The organism is Bradyrhizobium sp. Crot121 (genome assembly GCF_059512385.1).
In genome coordinates, this window is record NZ_JCAMOR010000007.1 from 69578 (window position 1) to 88926 (window position 19349).

The following is a 19349-nucleotide window of genomic DNA, read 5'->3' on the forward strand; positions in this document are numbered from 1 at the left end:
CCTCCTGCAGGTCACTTCGTCTCAACTTCGTTGAAAGCGTCGCGAGCGTTGCGGAATGCGTCTATGCCGGCGGGCACGCCGCAATAGACGGCGACCTGTAGCAATATTTCCTTGATCTCGTCCTTGGTAAGTCCATTCTTCAGGGCGCCCTTGACGTGAAGCTTCAGTTCATGCGGCCGATTAAGCGCGCCGAGCATGGCCAGGTTGACGATCGAGCGAGTACGCCGATCGAGCCCGGGCCTTGTCCACAGCGCACCCCAGCAGAACTCGGTCGACCATTCCGCCATCGTCCGAGTGAATTCGTCGGCGCCTGCGATCGATTTGTTGACGTAGTCCTCGCCGAGCACTTCCTTGCGAACTTTGAGGCCCTTTTCGAACAACTCGCTTTTGCTCATAATCGTCCTTTCAGGTTTGGAGAGCGTTGCATCAAGTTGGAAACATCATCGAGCGCATCGATTTGCCGGACCGCCTCGATAACATCGTCCGGGTCCCAATCGCTTCCACCGGCCCGCACGCACGCGCGCAACTTCGCTTCGATATCGTGATCGGTGAGCGGATCGGCCAGACTGCCCCGTGGCGACGTGACGGTCTCAGTGAAGACTTCGCCCGTCACGAGGCGCACACTCACCCGCGCCGCGCCATCAGGCATCGTGTCGTCACGATCAGCCCTCACCTTCTGTCGCAACTGCACGACGTCAGGTCGGAACACCGTCTTGTGCGCAAATTCGCCAATGCCGGCCGCACCGATCAGTAAACCGCATGCCGCGCAATGATGGATACTCACGCGCGCGTCACGCTCGTTATGTACCGGCCGATTACCTCGCGCCAGCAACAACGCCGAGCCCTGCACCGTCACAGAATCGATTTGATCGGTTCGCTCACCGATCCGATCGCGAAGGCGGAAGCAAGCGTCGATGACGGCATGGAACACGATGCCGGCTGGATAGGGCTTGTAGGTATTTCTTGCGATCTCCCAGGTATTGCCGAGGCCACCAAGCAGACGGTCGAGATCGGGTTCGTCGCCCATGGTGCGCGCCCATCCGAGAGGCCCTTCGATGGCGCGGGGCGCGGCCGCATACCCCTGCTGAGCGAGCAGTGCGGCAAAAAGCCCGTTACGCGCGGCATTGCCGACGCTCACATTCTTGGCGGCGGTCGGCAGGTTCTCGACATTGCCTGCCGACTGGCTTGCGGCAATCCCGATCGCGTCGGCAATGCCGTCGGCCTGTAGTCTCAGCAGCTTTGCACAGGCGGCTGCCGCGCCAAATATCCCGCAGGTCGAGGTGATATGCCAGCCGCGCGCATAGTGGCGCGGCGAGACCGCATTGCCGATGCGGCACTCGACCTCGACGCCGAGGATGAAGGCCGTCAACACATCGCGTCCCGACAGTTTGCGCGCCTGCCCGAGTGCCAGCACCGGAGCTGCAACCGGCGCGGCCGGATGAATGATCGTTTCGGGATGGGTGTCGTCGAAGTCGAGCAGGTTGGCGGAGATGGCGTTGATGAATGACGCGCACAGGGCATCGAGCCGCTCGGAGCGGCCGATGATCGCGGAGGTCTGAGAGCCGCTGAACGGCGACAATGTCTGCAGGGCGGTCGTCACCGCCGGATCGTGGGCCGAACCCAGTGCGGTCGCGAAGAAGTTGAGAATGGACCGTTTGGCGTCGTGACCTTGCCTCGCGACATCCGCCCATGATGTGGCGGCGACAAATTCGCCGAGCGTCCGGCTGACGCTTGAAACCTCGCCTTGTGTCACCTGAGCGGATTCCTCGGTTTTCAAAAACCATAAGCCGACCCGCGGCCAACTGTCGACCACAAAATGTTCTGCTTGACAGATTGACTGACAATCCGAACAGTGAGGATCGCGGGTGCAGGAACTGCTGCCTCGATGACGACAAACGACAACAACAAGAGCGCGTTCGTCCTGGAAACGCGCGGGCACGGGAGTGAACGATGGCGGGAGAGACGCTCGGCGTCATTGGCACGGGTCGCATGGGCGGCCCCATGGCGGGGCGATTGATGGACGCCGGCTATTCGCTGGTCGTCTACGATACACAGAGCGAAGCGACGGAGCCGCTGGTCAAGCGCGGTGCACAGCTGGCCAAGTCGCCCGCCGATGTCGCCTCTCGCGCGGATATCGTGCTGGCCAGCCTGCCCACTCCAGACATTGTGAAGGCGGTCGCGCTCGGTCCGGATGGGATCAGCAGCGGAAGCCGCGCGCGAATCGTGATCGATCTGTCCACCACCGGCCCGGGCGCAGCCAAGCTCGTGGCAGAGGGCCTGCAAGCAAAAGGCATGACACTGGTCGATGCGCCCGTGAGTGGCGGCATCAAAGGTGCTGTCAACGGCACGCTGGCGGTCATGGTGTCGTGTCCGCAGACGACCTATGAGACTGTCAAGCCAATCCTGAAGAACTTCGGCAAGCTGTTCTACACCGGCGACATGCCCGGCGTGGCGCAGACAGCCAAGCTCGCCAACAATCTGATGGCGGCGGCGGCTCTGGTCATCACATCCGAAGCCGTGGCGATGGGCGTGAAGGGCGGCGTCAACGCCAAGGTCCTGATCGATATCATCAATGCCAGCAGCGGCCGCAACAGCGCATCCGAAGACAAGTTCCCGCGTTCGGTGTTGCCCGGCACTTTCGATTTCGGCTTCACCACCGGCCTCTCCTACAAGGACGTCCGGCTGTGCGTCGATGAGGCCGAAGCCATGGGCGTGCCCATGGTGTGCGGCGCCGTGGTGCGGCAAATGCTCGCGATCACCAATGCCAAATATGGCGCCGCATCCGATTTCACCTCGATCGCCAAGGTGGTCGAGGAGTGGGCCGGAGTGCAGATGCGCGGCTGATCACAAGGCTTCAGGGAGCAGCGATTGCGATGACGATCGGCCCGACCGGATCCGGCAAGGCATCGCTCGCGCGGCAGATGGCGCGATCCGCGCTTGCCGTCGATCTCGCGGATTTCGAGCCCGACGTGATCGCGAAAGCAAAGGCCTGCCTGCTCGATTTCCTGTCCTGCGCCTTCGAGGCAGGCACTCACCCCTGGAGCCGTCAGGCTGTCACGATCGCGCACGCCGCTAGCGACGGCGCAACCATCATCGGTAGCTCGCGGCTTGCCTCACCGGCTGACGCCGCTTTCGCCAACGCCGTGATGGGGCATGGGCTGGTGCGAGAAGACATGCATGCCGCCAGCATATCGCATCATGGCGTCGTGATCTGGCCAACCCTGCTCGCGCTATCGGAGCAGGCTCCGCTGCGTGGCACCACCCTGCTCGCCGCCGCCATCATCGGTTACGAAACCGGTGCGCGGATTGGCCGGGCGCTCTTTACGTCCGAGCTCGCACGCTTGTACCGCCCGACGGGGTTGGTTGCACCGCTTGGTGCAGCACTGGCCGGAAGCTTCGCACTCGGGCTGTCCGAGGACGCCGCGACCAGCGCCATGGCCATCGCCGCCAACACCTCAAGCGGCTTGAACCAGTGGCCACACACTGGCGCCTCAGACATGTATTTTCATCCCGGCTTCGCTACAAGCAATGCGGTCAAGGCAATAGGCCTCGCCGCAGCCGGCGCATTCGGGTCAGAGATGATCCTCGAAGGCGAAGCCGGCCTGTTCGCGGCCTATCGGCGCGAGACGGCGCCCATCAGCATCGAACTCTTCGGCGGCGGCGAGTGCGAGATCATGGCCGTCTACAACAAGCCGGCACCGGCCTGTAACTTCGCCCAAACCGCGGCGCAGGCCGCGCTTCGAGCCTCGCACGAACTCGCCAACACGGATGACGTCGATCGCATCATCATTCGCGCTCCGGATGCCGCCGTTCGCTATCCCGGATGCGACTCGAAGGGGCCTTACCGGAACGCACTGCAGGCCAAGATGAGCATTCCGTTCAGCGTCGCAGCGACGCTCGCGCGGGGCGAGATCGAAGAAGACAACTACGCGGAGCTGGACGATCCCGAAATCCTCCGTCTCGTTGCAGCAACCATCCTGCAGAGTGATCCCGGCTTCACCGCCTCTTTCCCCGGCAAGCAAGGCGCGGAAGTGACTGTGTTTCTGCGTGACGGAAGAACGATCAGACACGCCCTGGCCGATGTCGTTCCGGCAACGCCTACAGATATTCGCGCACGTTTTCGAACTGCGGCAACGCGCGTCATCGGCGAAGACCGCGCGCAACGCCTCGAACAACTCGTCGATGGCTGCGAGCAGCTTGGCGATGCCAGCGTGATCGCGGCGCAATGCCGGCTGGACTCGCCGGAGCGGATTTTGCGATCGGCGTCCTAGGAAACGCCAGACATTGCGGAGGTGAAATGGCGGACCGGGAGACCAGCGTTGCAGCGACGACAGCGAAGGACGGCCGGCAAAATGGCCTTATCCCTGCGCCGCGGAGATCTTGCTGATGGAAGGATTTCTGCAAGCGCTCGCCGCAGGCCTGCTGATCGGTGCCGTCTACGGCCTGATGTGCGTCGGACTTGGCCTGATCTTCGGCGTCATGCGGGTCATCAACTTCGCCCATGGCGATTTCATGATGCTTGGCATGTATGTCGCCTTCTACCTGTTCACCGCCGCCGGCGTCCAAGCCGTCTTCGGCAATGCCGTCGGGCCGTTCATCGCGATCCTGCTGGCCGGCCCTGTGCTCGCGCTGTTCGGCTATTTCGTCCACCTTACCCTGATTTCGCATGTGTCGGGCACACGCACGGCCTCGCTCGAGGGTGAAGGTCACTATGCTCAGCTCATCCTGACGCTTGGCATCGCGCTGATCCTCCAGAATGGCGGCCTCATCATCTTCGGGTCGGTGCTGGCTTCGATCCGCACGCCACTGTCGAGCTCGGCATGGGAACTCGGCCCGGTCTTCGATATGAGCATCTTCATCAACAAGGCGCGCGGCATCGACGCTGTCGTTTCACTGTTGATCATGACGCTGCTGTCGCTCTTGATCACGCGGTCGCGAATCGGAAAATCGCTTCGTGCCGCCGCCGACAATCCGACCGCCGCGACCTATATGGGCATTGACGTCGATCGTGCGCACCGTACCGCCTTCGCGCTCGGCTCCGGCATCACGGCCATTGCCGGCGGCCTGCTCGCTACCAACTATCCGTTCCATCCCTTCGTCGGGCTCGAATACGTCATCGTCATGTATGCCGGCGTCGTTCTCGGCGGCATGGGCAGCATCATCGGCGCCTTCTGGGGCGGCATGACGATCGGGCTGGTCCAGCAGATGTCGACACTGATTTTGCCGACGCAGTTGCAGAACGCCGCGATCTTTGTGGTGTTCCTCCTCATCATCTTCTTCCGCCCGCAAGGCTTCTTCGGGCGCATGGTCGAGAGGACATGACCGTGCACCAATTGCGCTCGCTGGTCCCTGCTCTCGTCTTCACGATCGTTTATGCGGCGATCTCGCTCAGCGTCACCAACTCGTACTATCAACTGGTTCTGACGCTGGTCCCGGTATGGGCGGTGTTCGGTTTGTCCTGGAATCTGCTGAGCGGATACACCGGTCTGATCTCGTTCGGGCACGCCGCCTTTTTCGGGATCGGCGCCTATACGACAGCGCTCGGACAAATCTACTTCGACCTGTCGCCTTGGCTCCTGATTCCGGTCGCCGCAATGCTTGGTGGCATTGCCGGGCTGCTGATCGGATTTCCGACCTTTCGTCTGCAGGGGCATTACTTCGCGCTCGCGATGCTGGCCTATCCGCTCGCCATTCTCTACGTGTTCGAGTGGCTCGGCTTCCAGGAAGTCACGCTCCCGATCAAGCGCGACGCCCCGATCGCCTATATGCAGTTTGCCGATCCCCGGCTCTACACCTTATTGGCGCTGGCGATCCTGCTTGCCACGATCCTGCTGACGCGGGTCATCGAACGTTCCCGCTTTGGCATGGCGCTGCTGGCAATCAAGCAGAACGAGGCCGCAGCCGAGGCCGCGGGCATCAATACGCTGGCCTGGAAGCTGCGCGCGATCACGCTCAGCGGCGCGATAGCTGCCGCCATCGGTGCGTTCTATGCGCAGGTGCTGCTGGTGGTCACCCCGCAATCGGTGTTCGGCATGTTGGTGTCGGCTCAGGCGCTGACGGTTGCGATGTTCGGCGGCGTCGGCACGGTCTGGGGCCCTGTCATTGGCTCTGTGATCCTGATCCCGCTGGCCGAGATCCTGGATGCCGAGGCCGGCGCACGTTTCCCTGGCATCCAGGGCGTGATCTTCGGATTTGCCATCGTCTGCGTCATCCTGGTCGCTCCGGAAGGACTGTTCTGGAAATTGCGAGATCTCCTGCGCAAGCGGCTGGCGCCAAAAGCGGCCGCGATGGTGGATCGATCGCAAGCTCCGGCGACAACCGTGACGTCGCCCCGGCCCGCCCGACAGCGAGCCGCAACCGGCGAAGTTGTGCTTGAGGTCCGGAACCTCTCTCGCTCTTTCGGCGGCTTGAAAGCCGTCCAGAACGTCAGCTTCAAACTGCACAAGAACGAAATCCTCGGGATCATCGGCCCGAACGGCGCCGGCAAGACGACGCTTTTCAATCTCCTGAACGGCTTCCTGCGACCGAACCAGGGCGAAGTGCTGATCGATGGCCGCAACATGTCCGGCGAGCGCCCGCATACGATCTGCGAGGCCGGCGTCGGCCGCACTTTCCAGGTCATGCGTCCATTCCTGCGCATGTCGATCCTCGACAATGTCGTGGTCGGCGCCTATGTGCGCGCACGAACTGACGAAGAGGCGCGAAAGCTTGCCGCCGACGCGGTCGCGCGCGTCGGCCTTTCTGCGGTGGCAGACCGCGTCGCTGGCGAGCTCTCGACCAAGGAGCTGCGGCTGATGGAGCTCGCGCGCGCACTCGCAGGCCAGCCGCGCATCCTGTTGCTCGACGAGACGCTCGCGGGCCTCGGCCATGGCGAGGCGGATGAGGTCGTCGCCGTGATCCAGCAGCTTGCGCGCGACGGCATGACGATCGCCATCATCGAGCACACGATGCAGGCGATGGTTCGTCTGGTCGACAGCTTCCTCGTGCTCGACCATGGCGCCGTCATCACCGAGGGCGAGCCGGAGGTGGTCACGCGCGATGGCCGCGTGATCGAGGCCTATCTCGGCAAGAAATGGATGGCCCATGCTCCGCATTGAGGGATTGAGCGCGGGCTACTCTGCAAAGCCCGTCTTGAACGGTGTGTCCATCAATGTCGATGCAGGCCAGTTCGTCGCCATCGTCGGACCGAACGGCGCCGGCAAGACGACCCTGTTCAAGACCATTTCCGGCATCCTGAGGCCGAGCGGCGGCGGGATCTTCTTTAACAGTGTCGATCTCCTCGCAGTACCACCTGCGCAGCGCGCCCACCTTGGCATCGCCCACGTCCCGGAAGGCCGCCAGGTTTTTCCTTCGCTCACCGTGATGGAGAACCTGGAAATGGGCGCGATGACCGAGAGCGGCCGACGCGACTGGGCGGCGAACATCGAACGCATCTTCGCGTGGCTACCGGTGCTCGCGGAGCGCCGCAGCCAGTTCGCAGGCACCTTGTCCGGCGGCCAGCAGCAGATGCTCGCGATTGGACGCGGCCTCGCCTCCTCGCCGAAACTGCTGATGCTGGACGAGCCCTCGATGGGGCTTGCGCCGTCGACCGCGGATTTCGTCTTCGAGCGGCTGATCGAGATCCGCCGGCAGTCCGGCCTGACCATGCTGCTGGTCGAGCAGCGCGTGGCGGAGGCGCTGGAGTCCGCAGATCACGGCTATGTCCTCGAGGCCGGACGCGTCGTCCTCGAAGGCAACAACGAAACCCTGCGCGCCGATGACCGCGTGCGCAAGGCCTATCTCGGCATGTGACGAGCCAACGAACAATGGGGAGGGAGAAAACAAGATGAACAAGACGACCAACGGATTGACCCGCCGTACTGTGCTGTCAGGAGCCGCCGCTGTCGGCCTCACGCAGGTGGCGCGCGCACAGCAACCGGCTGAGGTCAAGGTCGGCCTGATCGTACCACTGTCCGGTATCTATACCCGGCCGGGCCAGGTGATGAAGATGGGCGCCGAGATGGGCATCGAGCACATCAATACGCAGGGCGGCATCAAGGCGCTCGGCGGCGCGAAGCTGAAGCTAGTGGTGATCGACTGCGGCGATACCACCGAGAAGGCCAAGAATGCAGCCCAGCGCATGGTGGCGCAGGAGCCCGACCTCGTCGCCGCCACCGGCGCTTATCTCTCCTCCTTCACACTGGCTGTCACCGAGGTGACCGAGCGCGCCGAACTGCCAGTGCTGACTTTGTCCTATTCGGATCTGCTGACCGACCGCGGGTTCAAGTACATCTTCCAGACCGCCGCAACGGCAAGCCGTCAATCCGAACTCGGATTGCCGACGCTGATGAAGCTCGCGGAAGCTGCCTCCGGCAAGCGGCCGAAAACGGTGGCGATGTTGATGGACAACACCGCGACCTCGGTCGCCACAGCCAAGGCGCTCAAGGAGAAGTTGTTCGCACAGGAAGGATTGCAGCTCGTCGTCGAGGAAGTCTGGACGCCACCATTATCCGATGCCACTCCCCTGATCCAGAAGGTCCGCTCCGCGAAGCCCGACCTGCTGCTGTTCATGCCTAACGCCGTCTCGGACGCGAAGCTCGGGCTCGAAAAAATCAGCGAATTCGGCCTCGGCCAAGGCAAGATCCCGACCGTCTCCTTCAGCATCACCATCGCCGAACCGGACATGCTGCAAAGCGTCAGCCCGGAGGTCGTGCAAGGCATCATGACGATCGTCGCGAACTGGGGGTCAAAGGGTCATGAGGACCTCATCGCGGAGCTCAAGGCCAAATACAAGGAGCCCTGGATGACGCAGAACGTCATCTCGACATATGGCGATATGTGGCTGATGAAGGAAGCGCTGGAGAAGGCCGGCAAAGCTGATCGCCAGGCCGTGGCGCAGGCCTTCCGCACACTGGATGCCGGCCCGTCGAAATACTATCCGGGCGGCCAGCTCAAATTCGACGACAAGGGCCGCCGCGTCGGCGCCGGCGTCGTCATCGTGCAGTGGCAATCGGGCGTGCCGGTCACCGTCTATCCGCCCGAACTCGCGCAATCGCAGCCGTTCTGGCCGAAGAAATCCTGACGGCAGCCTCGTGACCATTCGCGGAGGAGAATCGTCATGACTGGAAGGAACCGAACCACAGTGACGCGGCGAACGCTGCTTGTGGGCGCGTCCAGCACGCTGATCGCATCCCGCGCGTGGGCACAGCATCCACCGGAGGTGAAGGTCGGCTTGCTGGTGCCGATTTCCGGGCTCTATGCGCGCCCGGGAACGGTCATGCGTGAGGGCGCCGAAATGGCTGTCGATCACATCAATGCCCAAGGCGGCATCAAGGCGCTCGGCGGCGCCAAGCTGAAACTGGTGGTGCTGGATTCCGGCGACACCACGGAAAAGGCCAAGAATGCCGCCCAGCGCATGGTGGCCCAGGAGTCCGATCTGGTCGCGGCGAGCGGCGCCTATCTCTCCTCGTTCACGCTCGCGGTCACCGAGGTGACGGAGCGCGCCAATCTGCCCGTCCTCACCCTCTCCTACTCGGACCTGATCACCGATCGCGGCTTCAAATACGTTTTCCAGACCTCGGCAACGGCGGGCTCGCAGGCTCGCCAGGCGCTGCCGCAGATCATCAAGCTGGCGGAGACGGCTTCCGGCAAGCGGCCGAAGACAGTTGCGATCCTCACCGACAATACGGCGGCTTCCATCGCATCCGCGAAATCGATGCGCGAGGGCCTTTTGGCGGAAAACCAGTTGCAACTGATCGTCGACGAGACGTTCACGCCGCCACTCGCGGATGCGACGTCGCTGGTGCAGAAGATACGCTCCGCGAAGCCCGATCTTCTATTCTTCCTGCCGACCGTGATTTCGGACGCGAAACTGCTGCTGGAAAAGATGAACGAGTTCGGCCTCGGCCAAGGCAAGGTGCCGACCATCTCGTTCGGCATCGCGATCGCCGAACCGGACATGCTGCAGACCGTCAGCCCCGAGCTCCTTCAAGGTGTCCTGACCTGCGTCGCAAGCTGGGGCGCCAAGGGACACGAGCCGCTGATCGCCGAGTTGAAGAGCCGCTACAAGGAGCCGTGGATGACGCAGAACGCAATCTCCACCTATGGCGACATGTGGGTGATCAAGGACGCGCTGGAGAAAGCCGGCAAGGCCGACCGCGTTGCCGTCGCCGAAGCCCTGCGCAGCATGGATGCCGGTCCCTCGAAATACTACCCGCTAGGCGAGATCAAGTTCGACGACAAAGGCCGCCGCGTCGGCGCCGGCATGACCATCGTGCAGTGGCAGTCTGGTGTGCCGGTGACGGTGTTCCCGCCGGAGCTTGCACTGGCGCAGCCGTTCTGGCCGAAGAGCTGATAGGGAATCGCCGAACGATGAAAGACAAATGGGCCCTCGTAACCGGATCGACCGCCGGCCTGGGACTGGCGGTGGCGGAAAGCCTTGCCGGCGCGGGAGCCAATATTGTCCTGCATGATCTCGTCGCGCCGGACGAATCCGCTGACCGGTTGCGCGCGCAATTCGGCGTCGACGTGATCACTGCGGGAGCCGACCTGTCGCAGCGCTCCGCCATCGAGGCCATGCTGGCCGACCTGCTTCGCCGCTGCGGCGCGATCGATATCCTCGTCAACAATGCCGTGGTCCGGCATTTCTCTGATCTCGAGCACTTTCCACCGGATCAATGGGAGCACGCGCTGGCGGTGAACGTGTCTGCGCCCTTCCACTTGATCCGCCTTACGCTACCCGCCATGAAGCAACGCGGCTGGGGCCGCATCATCAACATCGCCTCCATCTATTCGACCCGCGCGGTCGAAGATCGCATCGACTACGTCACCACCAAAACGGCAATCCTCGGTATCACCCGCGCCGTCGCGCTCGAAACCGCGCGCACCGGAATCACTTGCAATGCGGTCTCCCCAGGAACGCTGCCGACCCCCGCCATCCAGAGCAAGATCGCCTCCATTGCTGCCAAAACCGGCGAGTCCCTGGAGCGCGCCACGGAAAAATACCTCGCGGAGCGCCAGCCGTCCGGCCGGTTCATCGGGATGGAAGCCGTTGGCGCTCTGGTGGTGTTCCTCTGCGGCGCAGCCGCACAGGACATCACCGGGGCCAGCCTACCGATCGATGGAGGCTGGTCAATCGCATGAATAAAGCCGATTTCGAGAGAGCGACAAATGCTGATTCTGCCGGTAAATCGCTGGTGAACCCGCGATAGAACGAAGGCATCTCGCAAATGGACCGACGCGCCGAACTGCAGTCCACGCTTCGCATCGAAGCCGTCCCGACCGTCAGGAAGATGGTCGCGCAAAAGCTGCGCGAGGCGATCATGTCCGGGACGCTTAAACCCGGCCAGCGGCTGGTCGAGCGCGAGCTGTGCGAGATGATGGGCGTCAGTCGCCCCTCCATTCGAGAAGCGCTGCGGCTGCTGGAGGCTGATGGGCTGGTCAACACGGTTCCCCACCGCGGCCCGGTGGTCAGCAGGATCAGCCTCGAGGAGGCCCGGCAGCTCTATGCCGCCCGGGCGGTGCTCGAGGGATTTGCAGGCCGCGAATGTGCCCGTCTGCATGATCCCGACGTGGTACGCCGGATCGGCGATGCCTTGACCCGCCTGAAAGCGGCGGCCGCGAAACAGGACCTCGCTGGGTGTCTCGAGGCGAAGACCGACTTCTACGGCGCGCTGATCGGCGGCTGCCGCAACGCCTTTGTCGAACGCATGCTCAAGCCATTGCATGACCGGATCACGCTGCTGCGGATCACCTCGATGTCGCAGCCGAAGCGGATCAACAAGAGCTTGCGCGAGGTCACGGCGATCTGGCGCGCGATCCAGAGCGGCAACGAGGAACTCGCCGAACGGTGCTGCGTCGATCACGTCAACGCCGCGGCTGTCGCCGCGCTCGACATGATCGAGCGGACAACAGCCAAGGAAATGACGCTTCCCGACCCATAGGCGAAGCGCAAAGGGAGGGAGCGCGTGATGATGTCTTTGGTACGATCGCTGGTCTTGCTTCTGCTGCTGTCGCCGTGCGCGACGGCATTCGCGCAGGACTATCCCTCCCGCCCTATCACCATGATCGTGCCCTTCTCGGCCGGCGGTCCCGGTGACGTGATTGCGCGAATTCTCGGCAGCGCGATGAGCGCAACGCTGAAACAGTCGATCGTGATCGAGAATGTGGTCGGCGCCGGCGGCACACTCGGCACCAACCGCGTCGCCAAGGCGGCGCCTGACGGTTACACGCTGCTGCTGATGCATGTCGGTCAGGCGACCGCCCCGTCGCTCTACGCCAAACTGCCGTTCGATCCGGTCGGCGACTTCGCCATGATCGGCCTCGTCACCGACGTGCCGATGATCCTGGTCGCGCGGCCGAACTTTCCCGCCAAGGATCTGAAGGAATTGGTCGGGCGGATCCGCAGCGACGGCGACAAGGTCACATTCGGCAATGTTGGCCTCGGCTCCGCCTCGCAGCTCTGCGGCCTGATGTTCATCAGCACGACCGACACCAAGCTCACGTCGGTCTATTACAAGGGCGGCGGGCCGGCGCTCAACGACGTCATCGCGGGCCATATCGATGTCTATTGCGATCCGGCTACGGGGCCTACGCCCTATATCCAGTCTGGCACCATCAAGGGCTATGCGATCACCAGCAAGAAGCGCGTCGCCACGCTGCCGGACGTTCCGACTTCAGCGGAAGCCGGCGTTCCCGCCTTCGATGTGACCACCTGGTATGCCCTCTACGCACCCCGTGGCACTCCGAAGCCCGTGGTCGACGTGCTGGTCAGTGCTCTGCAGACGGCACTCAAGGACCCGCCACTCGTCAGCCGCTTTGCGGAGCTGAGCATGACCCCGGTCGAGACCGAACGCGCAACTCCCGAAGCGCTGGAAGCTTTCCTGAAGACCGAAATCGACAAATGGGCGCGGATCATCAAGGCCGCGGGAATCGAGCCGCAATAGGACACTTCCGCTCACGAGGTGGGAATTGCGAGGCGCTCGATGGTTTGGATATGACGGGCGAGCAAACCACAGGCCTGATCGAGATTACGCGCTCGCAGCGCTTGCAGGATCAAGCGGTGATCCTGATTGGACCGCGGTCGCCAGCCGGCATTACGGGCCATTGCAAACACCAAGCGAGAATTTGCGAGCTGCAAACCGTCGAGGCTGGCGAGCAGGCGCGGCATCGCGCAAGGAGCCACCAACGCGTGGTGAAAGGCGCGGTTGGCAGCCTCGAAGTCCTGGATCGTCTCGGCATTGTCTCCCTCGATCAGCGCCAATTCGATCCGCGCCAGATGGGCTGACGTCAATTTCGCCGCCGCGTTCCGCAGCGCGACGACTTCGAGCGCCGCACGCATCTCGGCAATTTCCTTCACCGAGTTGGTATCGAGCGGCGCAACGCGCACACCGCGACGGGGCACAGCGACGACAAGATGTTGAGCTTCCAGTTGCCGAAACGCCTCGCGTACCGGGACGTGGCTTGAACTGAATTCCCGCGCAATGTGGTCCTGCCGGAGCGCCGCATCCGGCTGCAGTGCGCCGCTGATGATGCGCGCGCCGATTGACTCGGCAATGCGTCCCGCTGTCGTTTTATTCTCGTCGGCCATCATAGATTATCTATCATAAAATCAGGTGCACACGTCCGCGGCCTCAGCTAGCATCTGCTTCTGGCCTCGATCATAGATAATATCTCAGATTATCTATAATGAGGGTTCCAAGAGAGGGCAAGTCTTATGGTTCATGCCGTGGAAGCGAAACAAAGCAACACCTGCGATATCGAAGCGGTCCGCACCGACTGGGACCGCGCTGAGGCCGAAGCGCTCTACGCCCTTCCCTTTCCCGACCTGATCTTTCAGGCCCAGAGCATTCATCGCGAGCATTTCGATCCGAACCATGTCGAAACGGCGAGCCTGCTCAGCATCAAGACAGGTGGCTGTCCGGAAGACTGCGGCTACTGCTCACAGAGCGCACATTACGACACCGGTCTGAAGGCCACGCGCCTGATGGACCACGCGGATGTGATCGCAACCGCTGAGCGCGCGAAGGAGGCAGGCGCCACCCGCTTCTGCATGGCCGCCGCCTGGCGCAATCCGAAAGACCGTGACCTCGAGAAGGTCTGCGATATGGTCAGCGCGGTGAAAGGCCTCGGCATGGAGACCTGCGTCACGCTCGGCATGCTGACGCCCGACCAGGCCGCGCGGCTCGCCGAAGCCGGGCTCGACTTCTACAATCACAATATCGATACGTCGCCCGAGTACTACGACAAGATCATCACGACCCGCACCCTGGAGGATCGCATCGATACGCTGGCACATGTACGCGACGCCGGCATCAAGGTCTGTTGTGGCGGTATCATCGGCATGGGTGAACACGTTGATGACCGCCTGGGCATGCTGGTTCTGCTCGCCAATCTACCCGTTCATCCCGAGAGCGTGCCGATCAACCTCTGGAACGAGGTCAAGAGCGTTCCGGTCAATGACACCGCGGAGCGGCCAGATCCGATCGCGCTGGTGCGGCTGATCGCGGTCGCCCGCATCCTGATGCCGAAGAGCGTGGTGCGGCTTTCCGCTGGACGGCAATACATGACCGACGAACTCCAGGCGCTGTGTTTCCTTGCTGGCGCGAACTCCATCTTCATCGGCGATGTCCTCCTGACCACCAAGAACCCGCAACGCGATCGCGACGCGAGTTTGCTGCAGCGGCTCGGCATGAGATCCCAGCTTGGCCAGAGCCGCGTCGCTTAGCCCCCTCTCAACTTGCCCAACTGATCGCCTGTCCGGGACACGAGGCAATGAACGCAATCCATGCAGACAAAACTGTCGGCTATCACACCGCCTTGCAGGCCTTGAAAGACGATGACCGGCTGCGCGGCCTCAAGCCGCGCGCAGGCATCGATTTCGTGTCGAACGACTATCTTGCGCTGGCGAGCGCGCCGCGCATGAGGAACGCTGTCGCTGCCGCACTCGAGGCCGGCACACCGATCGGAAGCGGCGGGTCACGGCTTCTGCGCGGAAACTGCGCGGAGCACGAACAGCTCGAAGCAGACGCTGCCAGGTTCTTCGGAGCCGAGACGTCTCTATTTTTCGGCGGCGGATATCTGGCAAACTTTGCGCTTCTGACAACATTGCCGCAACGGGGCGACCTGCTCGTGCTCGATGCTCTCGTTCACGCGAGCATTCATGAAGGAGCGCGCGCTGGCCGGGCTGAGTATTGCGAGAGCGCCCACAATGACCCGAAGTCGGTTGAGGACAGGATTCGCGACTGGCGAGCGAAAGGCGGAACGGGCCGCGTTTGGATCGTGGTCGAAAGTATCTACAGCATGGACGGCGATTTCGCGCCGCTTGAGGAACTCGTCGCGATAGCAGACCGGCACGATGCATTCCTGGTTGTGGATGAGGCTCATGCCACCGGCGTCTACGGTGCGCAGGGTCGCGGACTGACCGCCCCCTATGAGGGGCGCGAAAACCTGATTGTCATTCATACTTGCGGCAAGGCGCTGGGTGCAGCCGGTGCAATCGTCACTTTGACCCGCGTGCTGCGCGACTTCATGGTCAATCGTTGCCGTCCGTTTATTTTCGCTACCGCTCCCTCCCCCCTGATGGCAGTTGCTGTGCGGGAAGCGCTATCAATCCTTCAGCAGGAACCTGACCGACAGCAACGTCTGGCGAGCCTGGTCGCGTTCACGCATCGAGAGCTCTCCGTGCGCGGCAGCCAAAATCCTTCACGCTCGCAGATCGTGCCGTATATCGTTGGCGACAACGCCCGTGCGATGGCTCTGGCGGCTGCGTTGCAGGCTCGAGGCTTCGACATCCGTGGAGTCAGGCCGCCAACCGTACCGGCAGGCACAGCACGGTTGCGAATTTCCATAACCCTCAACGTCGGCGAGAATGATGTGCGGGCGATGCTCGATGCCCTGTCCGAAGAGACAAGGGCCACGCCCCCATGAGCGAGCGGATCGTGGTGACTGGCACGGACACCGGGATAGGCAAGACTGTCTTCGCGGCAGGCCTCGTCGGTTTCCTCGGCGCCAAATATTGGAAGCCCGTTCAAGCGGGTCTCGACGGGGAGACCGATTCTGAGCACGTCGCGCGGTTGGGAGCCTTCTCCTGCGATCGCATCGTGCCAGAGCGTTACCGTCTCAGAACACCGGCCTCGCCCCATCTGGCTGCTGAGATTGACGGGGTTGGTATCGACACGGAGTCACTCCACGTGCCCGATACCGGTGCGTGCCCGCTTGTGATAGAGGGGGCGGGCGGGCTGATGGTGCCGCTTAGCCGCAGCACATTGTACATCGACATCTTTGCGCGCTGGCAGATTCCGGTCCTTCTTTGCGCGCGCACCTCGCTCGGCACCATCAATCATTCGCTGCTGTCGATCGAAGCGCTGCGACATCGCGGGATCGGTATTCTCGGGATTGCATTCATTGGCGACGAAAACGTCGATACCGAGAACACGATTTGTAGGATCGGACGGATACGGAAGCTTGGACGATTGCCCTGGCTTTCTCCTCTGGGCCCGGACGCGTTGCGGACCGCCTTCGAAGGCTCATTCAACCGCGATGATTTCAAGCCATGATGCACGAGAAGCGGTCGCGAATCTGGCATCCATTCACCCAGCATGCGCTGCAAGGCGTGATGACAAAGATTGTCCGCGGCGAAGGCGCCTATCTTTATACCGCAGACGACCGTCGTATCATCGACGCAATCGCATCCTGGTGGGTGGTGACCCACGGCCACTGCCATCCGCAAATCGTAAGCGCCATTCAGAAGCAGGCGGAGCAGCTCAACCAGATCATCTTCGCTGGCCATACTCACGAGCCGGCCGAAGAGGTCGCTGACCTGGTTCTGAAATTGGCCCCCCGTGGCCTCGACTACGTGTTCTTTTCCGACAGCGGCTCGACCAGCGTAGAGGTCGCGCTGAAAATGGCACTCGGCTATTGGCACAACATCGGCGAGCCGCGCTCGCGCATTGTCGTGATGCAGCACTCCTACCATGGCGACACGGTGGGTACGATGTCGGTCGGCGCGCGGGGTGTGTTCAACGCGGCATACGAACCATTGCTGTTCGATGTCACCTCAGTGCCGTTTCCGGAGCGCGGCCACGAACAGGTAACGCTTGACGCACTTGAAGCTGCGTGCCGCAACGACAATCCGGCAGCCTTTATTGTGGAGCCGCTGATCCTGGGCGCAGGCGGGATGCTGATGTATCCAGCGTGGGTGCTGAGAGAGATGAAGCGGATTTGTGAGGCTTCTAATGTCTTGTTCATTGCCGATGAGGTCATGACCGGTTGGGGCCGGACTGGAACATTGTTCGCGTGTGAACAGGCTGACGTGTCGCCTGACATCGCCTGCTATTCCAAGGGTCTCACCGGCGGATCGCTTCCGCTCGCGGTGACACTCTGCCGCGCCGACATCTTTGACGCACATTATTCGAAAGATCGTACGCGGACCTTCTTTCATTCGAGCTCATATACGGCCAACCCGATCGCCTGTGCAGCAGCGAAGGCGAACCTGGATCTTTGGCAAGATCCGGACGTTCGAAAGCGCATCGCATCCGTGGCTGCAATGCAAGAAAACGGAATTGAACGATTTCGCGCGGACGCACGCTTCAAGAACGTTCGCCGGATCGGCACCATCACAGCCCTTGATTTGGCCGTACCCGACAGCGGCTACCTCGCTGACATTGGCCCGAAGCTCCAGGCCTTTTTCCGCGATCGCAATCTCTTGCTGCGGCCACTCGGTAACACGATTTACGTCATGCCGCCGTATTGCGTTACAGCGGCGGACCTCAATGAGATCTACGCCGGCGTGAGCGATGCCGCCGATGCGCTAGTCCCCGAGAAACCGGGTCTGATCTCCTGAGAAGACCGGCAAAGGTCTATCCACCCAGACCTAGGTCCGGCCACATAGCGTCGACTCGTGCCGTCACGGCGGGGTCCATGGCCAGCACTTCACCCCAGGCCCTCTCGGTCTCCGGCTGCATCTTTGCCGTCGCATCGATGCCGAGTTTGCCGCCAAGACCGGGCTTTGGCGAGGCGAAATCGAGGTAATCGATCGGGGTATCGGCAAGCGTGACGAGATCGCGTGAACTGTCGCTTCGCGTCGCGACCGCCCACATCACCGCTCGCCAGTCGCGGATATCGATATCGCCGTCGACGACGATGAGAAACTTGGTGTAGGTGAGCTGGGGCAACATCGACCATAGCCCGAGCATCAGGCGCCGCGCCTGCCCTGGATAACGCTTGGAGATCGCGACAACCGCGATCCGGTAAGAACACGCCTCCGGCGGCAGCCAGAGGTCGATGACTTCCGGAAACTGCTGCTGCACCAGCGGCAGGAACAGATGATTGAGCGCCTCGCCGATGCGCGATGGCTCATCCGGCGGACGTCCGGTGAAGGTCGAGAGATAGACCGGGCTGCGCCGCCGCGTCAGCGCCGTCACGCGGAACACCGGAAACTCCTCGACGGAGTTGTAATAGCCGGTGTGGTCGCCATAAGGACCCTCGGGCGCCGTTTCCGTCGCGGACACATAACCTTCGATGACAATTTCGGCCGTGGCTGGCACCGAGAGCGGAACGGTGATGCAGCGGACCAGATCCAGCCGCTGCCCGCGCAGCATGCCGGCCAGCCGCAGTTCGGAAATGGATTCCGGCGCAGGTAAGACTGCAGCCAGCATGGTCGCAGGATCGGCGCCGATGACGACAGCAACCGGCATGTCCCGGCCAAGCTTTTTCCACTGATCGTGATGACGGGCACCGCCGCGATGCGGCAGCCAGCGCATGATGGCGCTGTCGCGGCCCAGCACCTGCATCCGGTAGACGCCCATGTTGTCCTGGCCCGAAGCGGCTGGCTCGGGCGGCGCAGTTATGACCAGCGGCCACGTGATCAGGGGCGCCGGCTCTCCGGGCCAGCAGACCTGGGTCGGCAGAATGCCGAGGTCTATGGCGTCGCCGGTTGCGATACATTCCTGCACCGGCGCCGCTGAAATCGTGCGCGGCCGGGTCGCCAGTGCGGCCCTTGCCAGGGGAAGCTTGCGCCAGGCATCGATCAGGTTCTGCGGCGGCCGCGGCGCGCGCAGTTCGGCCATCAGTTCGCCAAGCTCTCTCAGCCGGTCGGGCCGCACGCCAAATCCCCAGGCCACCCGTTCGATCGTACCGAAGAGATTGGTCAGCAGCGGTATATCCGAAGGAGCCCCATCCGCCCTGATCGGCCGCTCGAACAAAAGGGCCGGTCCTTCCTGGCGAAGAACGCGACGATGAATTTCCGTGATGTCGTGCACCACCGAAACCTTCTCGCGAATGCGTCGCAATTGACCCTTACTCTCGAGAAAAACCAGAAAGTCGTGCATTTCCTGAAAATGCGGCACGTCGCGGCGCAGCAAGAGGCTTCT

18 protein-coding genes are annotated in these 19349 nt (G+C 62.6%); 14 read left to right on the top strand and 4 right to left on the bottom strand.

All coding sequences use genetic code 11. The features are described 5' to 3' along the window. Positions 1 to 11: 11 nt before the first annotated feature. A complete protein-coding gene (locus AC5ZGW_RS09555) occupies positions 12 to 395 on the bottom strand; it encodes a carboxymuconolactone decarboxylase family protein (RefSeq protein ID WP_028164705.1) in 384 nt (127 codons plus the stop codon). Then, positions 392 to 1939, bottom strand: coding sequence for an MmgE/PrpD family protein (locus AC5ZGW_RS09560; protein WP_245474550.1), 1548 nt, complete (start codon positions 1937 to 1939; stop codon positions 392 to 394). The genes AC5ZGW_RS09555 and AC5ZGW_RS09560 overlap by 4 nt, the downstream gene beginning before the upstream one ends. 11 nt (positions 1940 to 1950) lie before the next feature. Here AC5ZGW_RS09560 and AC5ZGW_RS09565 point away from each other — a divergent pair, with 11 nt between their 5' ends. From AC5ZGW_RS09565 to AC5ZGW_RS09610, 10 genes are all read left to right on the top strand, one after another. Continuing rightward, positions 1951 to 2844, top strand: a complete 894-nt coding sequence (locus AC5ZGW_RS09565; RefSeq protein ID WP_130223791.1) for an NAD(P)-dependent oxidoreductase — start codon at positions 1951 to 1953, stop codon at positions 2842 to 2844. Positions 2845 to 2873: 29 nt separating this feature from the next. Next, positions 2874 to 4271 (top strand): MmgE/PrpD family protein, encoded by a 1398-nt coding sequence (locus AC5ZGW_RS09570; RefSeq protein WP_130223789.1) that lies wholly within the window; start codon positions 2874 to 2876, stop codon positions 4269 to 4271. 115 nt (positions 4272 to 4386) lie between these two features. Then, positions 4387 to 5322, top strand: a complete 936-nt coding sequence (locus tag AC5ZGW_RS09575) for a branched-chain amino acid ABC transporter permease (protein WP_130223787.1) — start codon at positions 4387 to 4389, stop codon at positions 5320 to 5322. Continuing rightward, a complete protein-coding gene (locus AC5ZGW_RS09580; protein WP_130223785.1) occupies positions 5319 to 7097 on the top strand; it encodes a branched-chain amino acid ABC transporter ATP-binding protein/permease in 1779 nt (592 codons plus the stop codon). The genes AC5ZGW_RS09575 and AC5ZGW_RS09580 overlap by 4 nt, the downstream gene beginning before the upstream one ends. Continuing rightward, on the top strand, positions 7084 to 7791 hold the full coding sequence (locus AC5ZGW_RS09585) for an ABC transporter ATP-binding protein (RefSeq protein WP_130223783.1): 708 nt from the start codon (positions 7084 to 7086) through the stop codon (positions 7789 to 7791). The genes AC5ZGW_RS09580 and AC5ZGW_RS09585 overlap by 14 nt, the downstream gene beginning before the upstream one ends. 34 nt (positions 7792 to 7825) lie before the next feature. Continuing rightward, entirely contained in the window at positions 7826 to 9061 is a 1236-nt protein-coding gene (locus AC5ZGW_RS09590; RefSeq protein ID WP_496113901.1) for an ABC transporter substrate-binding protein, read from the top strand. Between the two features lie 36 nt (positions 9062 to 9097). After that, positions 9098 to 10333 (top strand): ABC transporter substrate-binding protein, encoded by a 1236-nt coding sequence (locus AC5ZGW_RS09595; protein ID WP_130223781.1) that lies wholly within the window; start codon positions 9098 to 9100, stop codon positions 10331 to 10333. A 17-nt stretch (positions 10334 to 10350) separates the two neighbouring features. After that, positions 10351 to 11121, top strand: a complete 771-nt coding sequence (locus AC5ZGW_RS09600; RefSeq protein WP_130223779.1) for an SDR family oxidoreductase — start codon at positions 10351 to 10353, stop codon at positions 11119 to 11121. A gap of 86 nt (positions 11122 to 11207) precedes the next feature. Further along, the gene (locus tag AC5ZGW_RS09605; RefSeq protein WP_130223777.1) at positions 11208 to 11921 is read left to right on the top strand and encodes a GntR family transcriptional regulator; all 714 of its coding nucleotides are present in this window, start codon (positions 11208 to 11210) and stop codon (positions 11919 to 11921) included. Between the two features lie 27 nt (positions 11922 to 11948). Beyond that, on the top strand, positions 11949 to 12923 hold the full coding sequence (locus AC5ZGW_RS09610) for a tripartite tricarboxylate transporter substrate-binding protein (RefSeq protein WP_130223775.1): 975 nt from the start codon (positions 11949 to 11951) through the stop codon (positions 12921 to 12923). 11 nt (positions 12924 to 12934) lie between these two features. On the opposite strand, the gene AC5ZGW_RS09615 is transcribed toward AC5ZGW_RS09610, so the two are convergent. Continuing rightward, on the bottom strand, positions 12935 to 13567 hold the full coding sequence (locus AC5ZGW_RS09615; protein WP_165435071.1) for a GntR family transcriptional regulator: 633 nt from the start codon (positions 13565 to 13567) through the stop codon (positions 12935 to 12937). 138 nt (positions 13568 to 13705) lie between these two features. On the opposite strand from AC5ZGW_RS09615, the gene bioB reads away from it, so the two are divergent. From bioB to AC5ZGW_RS09635, 4 genes are read left to right on the top strand one after another with little or no spacing between them, the layout of a single operon-like run. After that, positions 13706 to 14704, top strand: coding sequence for a biotin synthase BioB (gene bioB, locus AC5ZGW_RS09620; RefSeq protein WP_496113902.1), 999 nt, complete (start codon positions 13706 to 13708; stop codon positions 14702 to 14704). A gap of 47 nt (positions 14705 to 14751) precedes the next feature. After that, positions 14752 to 15906, top strand: coding sequence for an 8-amino-7-oxononanoate synthase (locus tag AC5ZGW_RS09625; protein ID WP_130223769.1), 1155 nt, complete (start codon positions 14752 to 14754; stop codon positions 15904 to 15906). Next, positions 15903 to 16535, top strand: coding sequence for a dethiobiotin synthase (gene bioD, locus AC5ZGW_RS09630; RefSeq protein ID WP_130223767.1), 633 nt, complete (start codon positions 15903 to 15905; stop codon positions 16533 to 16535). The genes AC5ZGW_RS09625 and bioD overlap by 4 nt, the downstream gene beginning before the upstream one ends. Further along, entirely contained in the window at positions 16532 to 17821 is a 1290-nt protein-coding gene (locus AC5ZGW_RS09635; protein WP_130223765.1) for an adenosylmethionine--8-amino-7-oxononanoate transaminase, read from the top strand. The genes bioD and AC5ZGW_RS09635 overlap by 4 nt, the downstream gene beginning before the upstream one ends. Before the next feature lie 16 nt (positions 17822 to 17837). On the opposite strand, the gene AC5ZGW_RS09640 is transcribed toward AC5ZGW_RS09635, so the two are convergent. After that, positions 17838 to 19340 (bottom strand): UbiD family decarboxylase, encoded by a 1503-nt coding sequence (locus AC5ZGW_RS09640; protein ID WP_496113903.1) that lies wholly within the window; start codon positions 19338 to 19340, stop codon positions 17838 to 17840. Positions 19341 to 19349: the final 9 nt, after the last annotated feature.

Coding starts and splice junctions, on each gene's coding strand:
- AC5ZGW_RS09555 (WP_028164705.1), bottom strand. CDS start 395: ATGAGCAAAAGCGAGTTGTTCGAAAAGGGCCTCAAAGTTCGCAAGGAA.
- AC5ZGW_RS09565 (WP_130223791.1), top strand. CDS start 1,951: ATGGCGGGAGAGACGCTCGGCGTCATTGGCACGGGTCGCATGGGCGGC.
- AC5ZGW_RS09570 (WP_130223789.1), top strand. CDS start 2,874: ATGACGATCGGCCCGACCGGATCCGGCAAGGCATCGCTCGCGCGGCAG.
- AC5ZGW_RS09575 (WP_130223787.1), top strand. CDS start 4,387: ATGGAAGGATTTCTGCAAGCGCTCGCCGCAGGCCTGCTGATCGGTGCC.
- AC5ZGW_RS09580 (WP_130223785.1), top strand. CDS start 5,319: ATGACCGTGCACCAATTGCGCTCGCTGGTCCCTGCTCTCGTCTTCACG.
- AC5ZGW_RS09585 (WP_130223783.1), top strand. CDS start 7,084: ATGCTCCGCATTGAGGGATTGAGCGCGGGCTACTCTGCAAAGCCCGTC.
- AC5ZGW_RS09590 (WP_496113901.1), top strand. CDS start 7,826: ATGAACAAGACGACCAACGGATTGACCCGCCGTACTGTGCTGTCAGGA.
- AC5ZGW_RS09595 (WP_130223781.1), top strand. CDS start 9,098: ATGACTGGAAGGAACCGAACCACAGTGACGCGGCGAACGCTGCTTGTG.
- AC5ZGW_RS09600 (WP_130223779.1), top strand. CDS start 10,351: ATGAAAGACAAATGGGCCCTCGTAACCGGATCGACCGCCGGCCTGGGA.
- AC5ZGW_RS09605 (WP_130223777.1), top strand. CDS start 11,208: ATGGACCGACGCGCCGAACTGCAGTCCACGCTTCGCATCGAAGCCGTC.
- AC5ZGW_RS09610 (WP_130223775.1), top strand. CDS start 11,949: ATGATGTCTTTGGTACGATCGCTGGTCTTGCTTCTGCTGCTGTCGCCG.
- AC5ZGW_RS09615 (WP_165435071.1), bottom strand. CDS start 13,567: ATGGCCGACGAGAATAAAACGACAGCGGGACGCATTGCCGAGTCAATC.
- AC5ZGW_RS09625 (WP_130223769.1), top strand. CDS start 14,752: ATGAACGCAATCCATGCAGACAAAACTGTCGGCTATCACACCGCCTTG.
- bioD (WP_130223767.1), top strand. CDS start 15,903: ATGAGCGAGCGGATCGTGGTGACTGGCACGGACACCGGGATAGGCAAG.
- AC5ZGW_RS09635 (WP_130223765.1), top strand. CDS start 16,532: ATGATGCACGAGAAGCGGTCGCGAATCTGGCATCCATTCACCCAGCAT.